Source organism: Pontimicrobium sp. IMCC45349 (assembly GCF_047219225.1).
Classification (GTDB): Bacteria; Bacteroidota; Bacteroidia; order Flavobacteriales; family Flavobacteriaceae; genus IMCC45349.
Window position 1 is genome coordinate 2906588 of the sequence record NZ_CP178208.1, and the last position, 12812, is coordinate 2919399.

16 protein-coding genes are annotated in these 12812 nt (G+C 30.5%); 4 read left to right on the plus strand and 12 right to left on the minus strand.

The features are described 5' to 3' along the window. Positions 1 to 77 precede the first annotated feature (77 nt). The 10 genes from ACLII3_RS13530 to rlmD all read right to left on the minus strand — a co-directional run bounded on the left by ACLII3_RS13530 (position 78) and on the right by rlmD (position 9091). Positions 78 to 998 (minus strand): hypothetical protein, encoded by a 921-nt coding sequence (locus tag ACLII3_RS13530; protein ID WP_412984753.1) that lies wholly within the window; start codon positions 996 to 998, stop codon positions 78 to 80. A 66-nt stretch (positions 999 to 1064) separates the two neighbouring features. Then, positions 1065 to 1763: a toll/interleukin-1 receptor domain-containing protein gene (locus tag ACLII3_RS13535; protein ID WP_412984754.1), complete on the minus strand. Its 699-nt coding sequence runs from the start codon at positions 1761 to 1763 to the stop codon at positions 1065 to 1067. A gap of 439 nt (positions 1764 to 2202) precedes the next feature. Then, entirely contained in the window at positions 2203 to 2550 is a 348-nt protein-coding gene (locus ACLII3_RS13540; RefSeq protein WP_412984755.1) for a hypothetical protein, read from the minus strand. Between the two features lie 175 nt (positions 2551 to 2725). After that, positions 2726 to 3001, minus strand: coding sequence for a hypothetical protein (locus ACLII3_RS13545; protein WP_412984756.1), 276 nt, complete (start codon positions 2999 to 3001; stop codon positions 2726 to 2728). Between the two features lie 87 nt (positions 3002 to 3088). Continuing rightward, positions 3089 to 4672 carry a phytoene desaturase family protein gene (locus ACLII3_RS13550; protein WP_412984757.1) on the minus strand — a complete coding sequence of 528 codons (1584 nt, stop codon included), beginning with the start codon at positions 4670 to 4672 and terminating at the stop codon, positions 3089 to 3091. 72 nt (positions 4673 to 4744) lie between these two features. Then, positions 4745 to 5881, minus strand: a complete 1137-nt coding sequence (gene chrA / locus ACLII3_RS13555) for a chromate efflux transporter (protein WP_412984758.1) — start codon at positions 5879 to 5881, stop codon at positions 4745 to 4747. Between the two features lie 20 nt (positions 5882 to 5901). Next, positions 5902 to 6426 (minus strand): DinB family protein, encoded by a 525-nt coding sequence (locus ACLII3_RS13560; protein WP_412984759.1) that lies wholly within the window; start codon positions 6424 to 6426, stop codon positions 5902 to 5904. Next, positions 6426 to 7133: a DUF6048 family protein gene (locus ACLII3_RS13565; protein ID WP_412984760.1), complete on the minus strand. Its 708-nt coding sequence runs from the start codon at positions 7131 to 7133 to the stop codon at positions 6426 to 6428. Before ACLII3_RS13565 ends, ACLII3_RS13560 begins: the two co-directional genes overlap by 1 nt. Beyond that, the gene (locus ACLII3_RS13570; protein WP_412984761.1) at positions 7114 to 7638 is read right to left on the minus strand and encodes a DUF6452 family protein; all 525 of its coding nucleotides are present in this window, start codon (positions 7636 to 7638) and stop codon (positions 7114 to 7116) included. Before ACLII3_RS13570 ends, ACLII3_RS13565 begins: the two co-directional genes overlap by 20 nt. A 1-nt stretch (position 7639) precedes the next feature. After that, entirely contained in the window at positions 7640 to 9091 is a 1452-nt protein-coding gene (gene rlmD / locus ACLII3_RS13575) for a 23S rRNA (uracil(1939)-C(5))-methyltransferase RlmD (protein ID WP_412984762.1), read from the minus strand. Between the two features lie 117 nt (positions 9092 to 9208). On the opposite strand from rlmD, the gene ACLII3_RS13580 reads away from it, so the two are divergent. The 4 genes from ACLII3_RS13580 to rocD all read left to right on the plus strand — a co-directional run bounded on the left by ACLII3_RS13580 (position 9209) and on the right by rocD (position 12090). Then, positions 9209 to 9691, plus strand: coding sequence for a hypothetical protein (locus tag ACLII3_RS13580; RefSeq protein ID WP_412984763.1), 483 nt, complete (start codon positions 9209 to 9211; stop codon positions 9689 to 9691). A gap of 15 nt (positions 9692 to 9706) precedes the next feature. Then, positions 9707 to 10276, plus strand: a complete 570-nt coding sequence (locus ACLII3_RS13585) for an RNA polymerase sigma factor (RefSeq protein ID WP_412984764.1) — start codon at positions 9707 to 9709, stop codon at positions 10274 to 10276. Then, positions 10248 to 10631 (plus strand): DUF6768 family protein, encoded by a 384-nt coding sequence (locus tag ACLII3_RS13590; RefSeq protein WP_412984765.1) that lies wholly within the window; start codon positions 10248 to 10250, stop codon positions 10629 to 10631. The genes ACLII3_RS13585 and ACLII3_RS13590 overlap by 29 nt, the downstream gene beginning before the upstream one ends. A 214-nt stretch (positions 10632 to 10845) precedes the next feature. Beyond that, entirely contained in the window at positions 10846 to 12090 is a 1245-nt protein-coding gene (gene rocD, locus ACLII3_RS13595; protein ID WP_412984766.1) for an ornithine--oxo-acid transaminase, read from the plus strand. A gap of 70 nt (positions 12091 to 12160) precedes the next feature. On the opposite strand, the gene ACLII3_RS13600 is transcribed toward rocD, so the two are convergent. Further along, positions 12161 to 12493 (minus strand): CCC motif membrane protein, encoded by a 333-nt coding sequence (locus ACLII3_RS13600; protein ID WP_412984767.1) that lies wholly within the window; start codon positions 12491 to 12493, stop codon positions 12161 to 12163. 11 nt (positions 12494 to 12504) lie between these two features. After that, a complete protein-coding gene (locus tag ACLII3_RS13605; RefSeq protein WP_412984768.1) occupies positions 12505 to 12798 on the minus strand; it encodes a DUF2752 domain-containing protein in 294 nt (97 codons plus the stop codon). Positions 12799 to 12812 lie beyond the last annotated feature (14 nt).

Genomic DNA, 12812 nt, shown 5'->3' on the forward strand with positions numbered 1-12812 from the left:
TTTATGATTTGAGTAAATTGAATTGTTTGGCTTAATTGAGGTTGTTAAAGTTTTGATATTTAAAAAAATAAAAAGTTTTAACTCCAGTCTTCGTAAGGAATACCTACTTCTTCTCCTAATTCTCTTAGCTTAATATTTAATTCACTAATTTTATTTTGGATTTGGTTTAAATTAATTTCAAGTTTATTTCTCTGTAGCATAAGAGATGAAAACTCTTCTAATTTAATAGTATGAGAATTAATTAATTCTTCATTTTTTTTGATTTCAGTATTCAAATATTCTTTATAATCCTTTATACATTTATCATATGTTTTATTACTTAAGAAAGCCCATTTTTTACTTTCTTTTGATATTAAATAATCTTTTAAAATTTGAATAGAATAATTGGAGTTATAATATTCAATAAACTTTTTTAAGTTGATTGATAAAGTTGATGTTTCTAATAATTCTAATTTAGCTTTTTTTGTTTTATCTATTGAATTTGTGAAAAAAGGTTCAATGAATATTTCTTTGTTTTGAAAGTTTGAAACAATATCTACTCTTATATCTCCAATTGGTGTTTTGTACTGTTTTTCAATTTCAATATTGTAAATTTTTATTCTTTTAGATTCAGTTAGATTATTTTTAAAACTTTTTCTAAATCTAGACCTTAGCGTATCGTGTATATTTTGGTCTAAAATTTCATTATACATTTTTTGAAATTTCTGTCTTTGTTTTTCTGGAAGCTCATCAATTGTTAATTCAGGTATTTCAATTTCTTGAATGGTTTTAAATATTTCTTTAGATACCCAATGTATATATGATTCTAAGCTACCTATGCAATTTGAATCTGGTTTATGCCTAAAATGTGGTGTTTGATGATTTATTACTGCGACAAAGTTATCTTTACATTCATTGCAAATTAAGTTCTCTTTATTGTCTTTTGTTACATTTTGAATTTCAACAAGTTGATTTGTTATATTGTTATAAGCAATTGGGTATGTAATATTATTGTTCAATGATTTTTATTTTGTCTTAGAAATTATGCGATTAATTTTAATAATTAAAAATGATGATTATCATCTCTAGATAGTAGTTAATTCAGCTAATTTTTTAGCAATATTTTCCATTGTGTCTTCTTGAGTGTCTAAACCATTTCTTGAACCCAATAAAGGACTTATATCTCTCAATTCATCATAAGTTGTATTATGTACAATGGGTACAAGTTGGTCTCTAGCAAGTAAAGCAGATAATTCTTTATCAGCTACGCCTTCATTTTGTACCCTTTTCAAAAAGCTAGGAGTTACTAAAACAATTCCAATTTTTGATTTTGCCAAACCTTTATCAATTTCTCTGAGGAATGAAGTTCCTAATGGTATATCTTTTTCACTGAACCAAACTGTAACACTGTTGGATATTAAGAGGTTATATAGATCTAATGCAGATTCTCGTCTGTCATCCCAAGCATGACAAAGAAATATATCTTTTACATCTTGTTTCTCTGCTTTCTTTTCAACAACTTTTCTAACTGGAGTAAGAGTATTTATTTCAGCTGTAGTATAAAAAATTGATGAACCAGATTTCGACCATGAGGCTTTTCGCGTTCTGCCTTTAGAACTATTGTAATTTCCTGATGAAGTTGCCCTATTACTTAAAGAATAGTCATCATATGATGGATATGAATAATTAGACCTATATCTACTATACCTGTTTCGACAGGCTGGACAATTAGCTTTACCACTTGCTGTGCGATGACCATTTACTGGGGCTGTACATCTTGCCATAAGGATTATGTTTTTATTTATTAATATTTATAAGTTGTATGTTTCACTTAAGTACTTATCTTATTTGGCTTGCATAAAACATTATAAGTTCTTTTTAGCCTCTTTTAAACCTTTATTATATCCTACTTTTTTACCAATAAAAAAGGCGAGAACAAAAAATATAACTGGTAAGGTGAGTATTAAAATAACTTGTATTGGTCCAAAAGCTAAGGGCATAATTTTTTTGTTTTAAAAAGTGATATAAATCTATCTATTTACAAAGCACTAAACAATACGTAGAAATACGTAATTTTTATACTAAAGTAAATAATTAACTAGCTATAAAGATCTGCAAACAAAAAGAGAGTAACTATGATATTTGTTAGGTTTTACTTACAAAAAAAAGGGAAACCAATTAAGGTTTCCCACTCACTTTATTTGGGGTTGCTGCTATTGTTTGTTATGGAGAGAAATTAAATGTCCTTGTTTCCCAAGAGAAATACACAATAATGTTGGTTTTATAATTGTTTATCTTTTGATGTATTTTATGAATTCTAGTTTCAAAAACTTTATTTAAGCCTAAGCGTTCTGCTAATTTATATTGCTCTTTATTAATGTAAATAACTTCAAAATTCACAAAATTAGAATTGTATCCTGTTATAAATTTTGGTAATGTTATTTTAGTGTTTTTATAAGTTTCAATAAAAGCTTTTTTGTATTGTTTTTGTTTCCATTTAAGGTAAATAAATCTGCATAGTATCCATCCTCCAATTAAAGAAATGATAATATATAATACAGAAGATATCATTTTACATATTGCTTTTAAAGTTATTTACATGTTGCTTACTAGTGATTTATTTGACACACTATTTGTGCGCTTCTCTAAAGTAAAATTTTATATAATACCAAACAATACGTAGAATTACGTATTTTTAAGCAAATCAATTTGTTTGCTGTTAAACTAAAAATGAGTAGTTCTTATATTAGGCTTTAACAAACCATATAGCAAATAAAGCTACAGCTATTATTGATATGATAAGTATTGTAGTTTCTTTGATGCGTTTTTGTTTAGCTTCTTGTTGAATGCGTTTTATAGTGTTTTCTTCTTTGTTTTTGTCTACACTTTTAAAGTGAACCTTACTATTAGATTTATACCTAAACGCATGAGTTTTCTTTTCTCTAATTTCTTTTTTACGACGCATTTCTTGCACACGTTGTTTGTGTGCACTTAATCTACCATATGTTCCATCTAAAGGCATACTTATTGTTAGTATTAAATAACTTTATGTTACAGTTACAGACTTATAAGTTTAAGTGTATAAGCTATTTGTAGCTATGCATCATAATTACATTACCCTTTTCAATACATTTTTACCAGTAATTGCAGTGGCTGTTAACACACCAGAGAATAATGCACCTCCAACACCAGCAGTTACAATATCTTGTCCTGTTAAATAAAAGTTTTTAATTGGTGTTTTTGGTTTTAAAAATTGTTGTCTGTATCTAGAAGGACTATGGTCTAAACCATAAATTTCACCTTCTTCGTAGTTTACAAAATGTTGTGTGGTTAAAGGTGTAGAGAGTTCGTAATAACTTACTTTTCCTATTAGGTGAGGTAATTGTTTGTAAAGCTCATCAAGTAAGCGTTGTGTTATTTTTTCTTTGGTAGCTTCGTATGTGTCGCCTCGTTTTTTCCATGAGGTTCCAGACCATTCAGCAAATGCTTCATAAGGTAATAGTGTAATAATATCTATAGTGCTTTTTCCTGGGTAACGGTTTACAAAATCAGGGTCTTTAGCACATGGAAACGATAAATACACAACTGGAAATGGTTGTGATAGATCGTTTAAATAGCGCTCTACACATGTGTCGTGGTCTGCATCTTCTGGATAAATCCAATAATTAGTTTTTGGAATATTTAGTTCTTCTGGTGAGCCTTCTAAACCAATATATAAACTTGCGTGTGCAACCGAACGTTTTATTTTTTGTAGTTGCTTATTTAGTTGGTGTTTCTCAACTGTTACTTTTGGTAATAATTGATTATAGGTAGTCATAACACCAGCATTACTAATAATGTTTTTTGCATAAAAGGTTTTTCCATCTTTCATACTAACACCAATTGCCTTATTGTTTTCTATAATAACCTCGTTTACTTCGGCACTTACTAAAATTGTACCACCAGAAGCAGCAATAACTGGGTCAATTGTTTTTACAATTTGCGATGAACCACCAATAGGAAAATTACCACCATCAAAATAATGTCTAGCTACTGAAGCATGCATGGAAAAACTACTTTGTTTTGGAGCTAAACCATAATCGCCATATTGACCTGTTAATACTTTAATAAGTGTTTCGTTTTTAGTGAGACTGCTTAAAACCTCGTAAGTTGTTTTATCGGAAAACTTATGGAATGGTTTTCTTAAATAGCCTCCAACAAGTTTATTAGCAATAGGAGAGAGTACCTTACTGAAATAATAGTTTTTACTAGATTTAACAGCTTTAAAAACTAAGTCTACATATGTATTAATTGCAGCTTCTTCATCAGGAAAATATTCGATTAATTGTGCTTTAAAATTAGCAACGCCTTTTACGAAATTATAATGCTTGTCACCAATTATTATTTTATCGTACACGTCTCCCATATCAGCCCATTTTAACTCACCATTTGAAACGTAGTGAAATAGTTTACGAAGGATACTGTTTTCGCGTTGTAACTCACCTATATAATGAATACCAACGTCCCACTCGTAGCCTTTGCGTTTAAATATATGAGTAAATCCACCAGCAGTATAATGACGCTCCAAAACCAGCACTTTTTGTCCTTCTTTGGCAAGTATTGCAGCCGTAGCTAAACTTCCCATTCCTGAGCCAATAATAATAGTATCGTAAGTGTCTTGTAATTTAGGTTTTTGTTTGTAGGATTGAATCATTTTGGTGAATTTTCATCCAAAATACAAAAATGTATTTGCTTATTCAGGTAATGTGTTATTATTATTTGAGAACTATATTAGGTATAATAGATAACCCAAAAAAGCACTTCCTAAAACAATAAATGCACTGTTAAGTTTTTTAAAAACAAACACTATGATAAGACTTATTATAGCAATTAAACTTGTACGCCAATCAATAATTGTTTCTTTAGCCATATCTATACACACAGCAGCAATTAATGCAACAGCAGCGACATTAACAGCATCTAAAAATGCTCTAACGACTGTAGATTTACGCATTTTTGGTATTAAAGGATTGAGAAAAAGCACAAACAAGAAAGAAGGTAAGAAGATACCTAATGTTGCAGCTAAAGCCCCAAAACCACCATTAAGTTGCCAACCAACAAAAGTAGCAGTAGATAAAACTGGTCCTGGCGTAAATTGACCAACAGCAACAGCATCTAGTAATTCTTGACGTGTAAGCCAACCATGAGTAACCAATTCGGAATCTAAAAAGGCAAAAAGTACATAACCACTACCATATAAAATGGCACCAACTTTTAAAAAAGTTAGGAATACGCGAAGTGTATCTATTTCTAATTTACCTACGAGATCTACTAGTATTATTGGTATAAATGTATTCAGGTTGTTTTTGTTTTTACGAATGTAGTAGAGTAGGAGTCCTAAAAATCCACATCCAAATAAAGCAGCTATTTCTGGTATTCCATACAAGCAAGCTCCTAAAGTAATAATGCCTAAAATTGCAAGTGTTGTATTTTTTACCGCTTTTTTACCAAGTCTAAATCCAGCCATAATAATAATGGCAATTACTGCAGGTTTAATACCATATATAAATGGTTTTACGTCTGGTAGTTGACCATATTCTTGATACAACCATGCAAATAGTGCTGTGATGGTTACCGCAGGAAAAATAAAGCAAATACCAGCAACAAAAAGTCCTTTCCAACCAGCTCGTTCATGACCACAATGCATAGTCATTTCGGTAGAGTTTGGTCCAGGGATTAAATTTGTAGCTCCCATGAGGTCTAGAAAATGTTCTTGGGTCATCCATTTACGTTTTCTTACTACTTCGTCTTCCATCATAGCGACGTGAGCAGCAGGACCACCAAAGGCAATACAACCTAACTTAAAAAATAAAGCAGCAACTTCTTTTAATTTGTTTTTTTGTGATTCAGGTTTTTGATTCATGAAGCAAGAATACAAATGATTTAGTAATTTTCTTGTAGTGTTTTTGTATGGTGTTCTACATGGTAGGCAGTCCACATAATAAGTTCTCTAACAGGCATTTTTCCCATTAAAGGGTGTGGTAAAATAAAATTGTCTAGATCTTTATCTTTCCACTTATTAAGTTTATGTTGTAGTTTTTTGTTTTGGATTTTTAATCGATTGATTAAATATTTTTTATCACTAGGTTTTGGTACTTTCATGTTTTTTGAAGGTCCATAAGTTTTTCCTTGTACACCTTTTAGTCGTTCGTGATAACGCGCTACAATACTGTTGTAATCACGTACTTCACGATTGGCTTTACCAAATTTAAATTTAAGAATAAACTTAGGTAAGCTTAAGGCAGTATTTAAGGGTTTTATACTTTGTAGTAAGTGTAAAGTATGTTGTCCAGTAGTCCATTTGCCTTCTGGTCCATTTTCCCAAGCTTCCATATCGTGTTGTTGGAGCCAATTAAAAAGTGTTTGATGTTTAGTTTCTAGAAGTTCAGCAATTGCTTCTTTATCCATTATTTATCCTTTTTGTACAAAGGAATAAGATAAGAAATATTGTAACCAAAACCAATACCAAAGCTTCCACTGTCGTAAGTGCGACCAAAACCTGGAATGTATAGGTTTTCTAAATTATCAGGCTCAGTTTCCGAAATACGACCTTTTAATTGCACATTGGCACCAATGTATAAGTTGTTAAGCACCTCTACTTTCATACCTAAAATTAGTTCAGCCCAAATCGCATTTAAACCATCATATTCTGTAGCATCAGTATTTATAGTTTGTCCCCAAGTTTGATTGTTAGTATCGTAAATGGTATAACTATTTAAAGTTTGTTTAAAGGTGCTAAATCCACCTCTAAAACCGCTATAAATCATGTTTTCCATACCAAACCAATTCTTGTACATATTGTAATCAATACCAGCTTTTAAGTAGCTTCCTTGTGCAGTTATGTTTAAGTAATCGGTTGTAGTTGTCTTTTCTTCAGTACCTATTTCGGCAGCGATATATAGATTTTTTTTGATGCGATAATCACCATTAATTTCAAAACCAGTATAGTCTTCATCTATTAGTGTCATTACTACTTTACTTAAATCTACTCCTAGACGTAAACCATATTTTTGCTGATAAGTAATTGAATCGTTTTCTGTAGTATTGTCCTCTTGTGAATAAGCCGAAACCGTTGTCAGCATCACAAGTATTAAACTAGTGATATACTTTGACATGTGTTTCGGTTTCAAGTTCAACATTTTCTAATAAAATTTCTGAATTTATAATCCAATTATCTTCATCGCCTTCAACACTAAATACTATGTTTTTAAAAACAGTTTTATAACCACAAGCTCTAGAAACATAAACTTCCTCGCGTTCGTAAGTAACAGTTACTATTTCAGGATTACCTAGAACAACATCGTCATCAGTTGTTTCGGTACCTAAATCGTCAATTTCAAAGTTTTGATGTAATACAAACTTGGTTTGATTAGTGTCTGTACGTAATGGAATTAATATTTCTGAAGCTGTTATTGTTTGGTTTAAAAACGGAACAGTAGTTTCATCATCATTAATACCGTAGGCATTTAATTCTGTTACGTTTTTTGTTTCATCAGGATCAGAGATATCATAAAATTCTAAAAACAATCTTGGAGTGGTAGGAGTTGCTTCAGAGCAGATATCATCTTTTTCGCAAGCAAAAAATGCTAATAGACAACTTAGTAAAAAAATCTTTTTCATATTATTTCTCAAATAAAACAACTGTTTCAATATGTGCAGTATGTGGGAATTGATCCACAAGGCTTATTTTTTTTAGTTTAAAACCTGCATTCATAATTGTTTCAGTATCTCTAGCTTGTGTTGCTGGGTTACAAGATACATAAACCATTCTTTCAGCGTTTAGATTTATGATTTTTTTTAGGGTTTTTGGTGCAATTCCAGAACGTGCTGGATCCAAAATTATTGTACGTATTTTGTTTTTGTATTGAGGGTGTGTGAATAAAAACTTACCAACATCAGCTGCATAAAAATCAACACCTTCAATATTATTACGTAGTGCATTTTTCTTAGCATCTTCAATAGCTGAAGCTACAATATCTACACCAACAATTTTTGCATTTGAAGATTTAGAAGCAATAATTTGTCCTATGGTTCCTGTACCACAAAATAGATCTAAAACTATAGAGTTGTCTACAGCTTCTTTATTTTCTAATGCATAATCAACAACTTTTGAGTATAATTTTTCTGCCGATTTTGGGTTGGTTTGAAAGAAGCTTTTCATACTAATTTCAAAATTCAACCCTAATAGCTCTTCAACAATTTTGTCTTTTCCGTAAATTAATTCAATGCTGCCATTTGTAGCAATGGTTCTATCACCTTGTTCATCGTTAATAGTATGTAAAAAACCAGCGACTCTATTTCCGAATAGAGATACTAGATATTCTGCAAACTTGTTTAAATTAAAATTATCTAAACCATGAGAAGTAGTTACTAAATTAAATAATAGCTCATTAGTTTTAAATGATTTTCTGATGACTAGATATCTAAAAAAACCTTCACGTTTAGGAGCATGCCATGGAGGTAACCCTGTTTTTTCACAATAATTCCTGATTTCTCTTAACTGGCTTTCTAGTTCTTCATCAAAAATACCACTATCATTATCTAGGTTTTCTCCAATCCACCAAGTACCACGACGTTTAAAGCCAAGTGTAAATTCGTCTACATCAGTTTTATTTTCTCTGTCATAACCAATAGCAGAGAAGCTATATTCCATTTTATTACGATAATGAAATAGGTTAGGAGAGGTCACAAATTCATCAAAGTAGTCTTCAATATTTGGGACTTTACCAATTTTTTTAAACAAGTCCATAGTACTAGTGTACTTATAGTTGTGTTGTTTGTCTATTGGTAGTTGAATGTAAGGTGCTCCAGGAATTTCCTGATATTTAAGTGCTACTTCGTCTTCCGACATTTCTAAAATGTCAATAAGTTTACATTCAGCATAACTTTTTTTAGACTTTACAACACGTGCACTTACTTTTTGTCCAGGGAGTGTATTAGGTACAAATAATACAAAGCTTCCTTCGTCATTGTGTATTCTTGCAATCCCTTTTCCTCCAAAGGCATAATCTTCGATTTTCAATTCTAAGATTTCTCCTCTTTTTACAAATCTATTTCTCTCTCTTCTTGGCATGCTGCAAAAATAATAATAGCAATAAATAATGCTGTGCTAATTTGAATTATCTTTTATAAGTTTTCTGTTTTTTTCTCTTAAAAATGAACCTTTTTTATTTTTTGTTGTCTTCTTAGTATGAAAGTAATAAATATTCACAGGAGAATTATTAATCAATCAAAATCAAATGTAGGAGCTGTTTTTAATACTTTGGCTACTCATAATGATGCTATTTGGCCTATTGAAAAGTGGCCAGCAATTAAATTTAAAGAAGGTGTAAAAGTAGGTTCAAAAGGTGGACATGGCCCTATTAGGTATGCTATAAAAGATTATAAAAAGGGAGAGCTAATTAGGTTTAGTTTTTTTAAGCCATTAGGTTTTAATGGTATACATGAGTTATATTTAAATGAAATTTCAAACGAAGAAACAGAGATTGTTCATCGTATAAAAATGTCTACATCTTTTTGGGCTTCCTTACAATGGATAATTGCTATACGTTGGCTACATGATGCTTTGATTGAAGATGCTTTTGATAAGTTGGAAAATCATTTTTCTGTTGAAAAAAAGAGTACTAAGCATAGTTTTTGGGTGGTGATTTTAAGAAGCAAATATGAAAAATAAGTAAGATACTAGTTTTTGAAGACCAAGAAATCTAAAGATATAGATCTAGTTAAAGCCTTTCAATCTGGCGATAAATTTGCTTTAACAAAATTAATAGAGCGATGGCATGTTACATTTTGTAAAAAGGCTTATTGGATTGTTAAAGATGCTGAACTATCAAAAGATATAGCACAAGATAGTTGGCAAGTAATTATGACAAAAATTAGTGAGTTAAATGATGTTTCAAGTTTTGGTAGTTGGTCTTTAAGAATAGTTTATAATAAATCACTAGACGCTTTAAAGAATAAGGCTAGAGAACGAAAACAAAAAGAAGATCTATTTTATGAACAGGTAAAAGCAATAGATGATCAAAATGATGATAAATTACTAAAAGCAAAGTTATTAAAGGCAATTAAAGAACTTTCTGTACAACAGCAAGTAGTTGTTAAGCTGTTTTATACAGAATCTTATTCGCTTAATGAAATAAGCGAAATATTGAATATATCTGTTGGAACAGCTAAATCAAGACTGTTTCACGCAAGAGAAAAATTAAAATTAATTATTAAAAAGAAGAATTATGAAAACGAACATGGAAGATATAGATAAGCTAATTAAAGAGACATTATCTCAAGAAGAGGCTAAATTTTATGATGATTTAGAGGAACAAGGAGTTGTAGGAATGTTAATTGGCATGTTTAGAGGTAAGAATAAATGGATAATTATATTAATGAACTTTATGACATTAGTATTTTTTGGTTGTTTTCTATATTGTATTATACAATTCTTTAGAGTAGAAGAAACTAATGAATTAATTAAATGGGGAGTTGGAAGTTTAGCTTTTTTACTTGGAGTAAGTATGTTAAAAGTATTTGCTTGGATGCAAATGGATAAAAATGCATTAATAAGAGAAATTAAGCGTTTAGAGTTGCAAATTTCATCCTTATCTGGAAAAATATCATAATTAGATTTTAAGAAGCAGTTAAGTTTTATTAATTTGCGAGCTATTAGGGATGATTTCTCTCCCACGCTGAATTTTCGAGTCTTTTCGAAAGGATAAAGGTACAGTAGGAATGGTTATTTTACTCGCTTAGCGAGATTTAATTATTAATGTTTGTATCAATTGATATTAAACGATGTCTTACTAAAAAGGCATAAACCTTTAAATTATTTTTAAAATGGCTGTTTTAGACCACATTTCATCGCAAGAAGCGATGGCATTAGAAAACAAATATGGCGCTCAAAATTATCATCCGCTTCCAGTAGTGTTGAGTAAAGGAGAAGGCGTACATGTTTGGGACGTAGAAGGTAAGCAATACTATGATTTTTTATCTGCTTACTCATCAGTAAACCAAGGGCATTGTCACCCAAAGATTGTTGGAGCAATGAACAAACAAGCACAAACTTTAACTTTAACATCTCGTGCGTTTTATAACGATATGTTAGGAAAGTATGAGAAGTACGTAACTGAGTATTTTGGATTTGATAAAGTATTACCAATTAATACTGGAGCTGAAGCTGTAGAAACTGCATTAAAAGTATGTAGAAAATGGGCTTACGAAGTAAAAGGTATTGATACTAATAAAGCTAAGATTATTGTTTGCGAAAACAATTTCCATGGACGTACAACTACAATCATATCATTTTCAAATGATCCTGTAGCACGTAAAAACTTTGGACCTTATACAGATGGATTTATAAAAATTGAATACGATAACTTACAAGCTTTAGAAGATGCTTTAGAGAGTTCGTCTGATATTGCTGGGTTTTTAGTAGAGCCAATTCAAGGTGAAGCTGGTGTTTATGTGCCAAGTGAAGGGTATTTAGCAAAAGCAAAGGCGTTATGCGAAAAGTATAATGTATTATTTATTGCTGATGAAGTACAAACAGGAATTGCTAGAACAGGATGTATGTTAGCAGTTGATCACGAAAATGTAAAACCAGATATTTTAGTGTTAGGTAAAGCTTTAAGTGGAGGTATTTACCCAGTGTCTGCAGTATTAGCTAATAACGAAATTATGAATGTTATTAGACCTGGTAATCATGGTAGTACTTATGGAGGTAACCCAGTTGCTGCTGCTGTAGCTATTGCTGCTCTTGAAGTAATTAAAGAAGAAAAGCTTACTGAAAATGCTGAATATTTAGGTAAAATATTTAGAGCAGAAATGAACAAGTATATTGAAAAGAGCAATATTGTAAGCTTAGTTAGAGGTAAGGGATTGCTAAATGCTATTGTTATTAACGATGATGAGGATAGTGATACTGCTTGGAATATTTGTTTAAAGCTAAGGGATAATAGTTTATTAGCTAAGCCAACTCATGGTAACATTATTCGTTTTGCTCCACCTTTAGTAATGACAGAAGCTCAGTTATTAGATTGTGTGTCAATTATTACTAAAACATTAGAAGAATTTGAAGCTTAAATAAAAATAAGCTATAAATAAAAAGGCGACCAATATTGGTCGCCTTTTTTTATGATGCAAACTCTATTAATTATAGACCTTGAAGTTCTCTTAGTTTTTCTTGCATTAATTCTGGATCTTGTAAAGCTTCCATTCCAAATGCTGAAATTATCCAAATTACATAACCTATGTAAATTAGGTTTAATACAATACCAATAATTGCTAATATTTTCCCTGTTTTTACATTACTAAAACCTGTATATAGCTCAGGGTTTTCTGCATACACTTTTGTAGCTTTACTAGCAAGTACTACAGCTATGATACCGAATATTAATCCTATTACACCATAACAGCAACAAGTTACTATTGAGATGATTCCAAATACAAGTATTAGAGTTGAATTAGGTAATTTTTGTTGTTCCATAAGTTGAATTTTTAATTGGTTATTTTAATTATATAGCTAACTACAATTATAAGAACATTTAAGATGATTAATCCCATTTTTATCTTATAATCATGTTTAAATTTATAAAAGATATTGAATATTAAAAAACATACTAATAAAATAAGTGTATAAATAGCTGGATACATTTTAAATGCAGCTATAAATTCACCTTGAAAAATAAGTGATAATGAACGCTGGATACCACATCCTAAACAGTCTAAGCCAAAAAGTTTTTTGTTTAGGCAAGGTAGCATATAATCTTCAGGAGAAGATGTTAATATCATAGATAGTTGTTTCT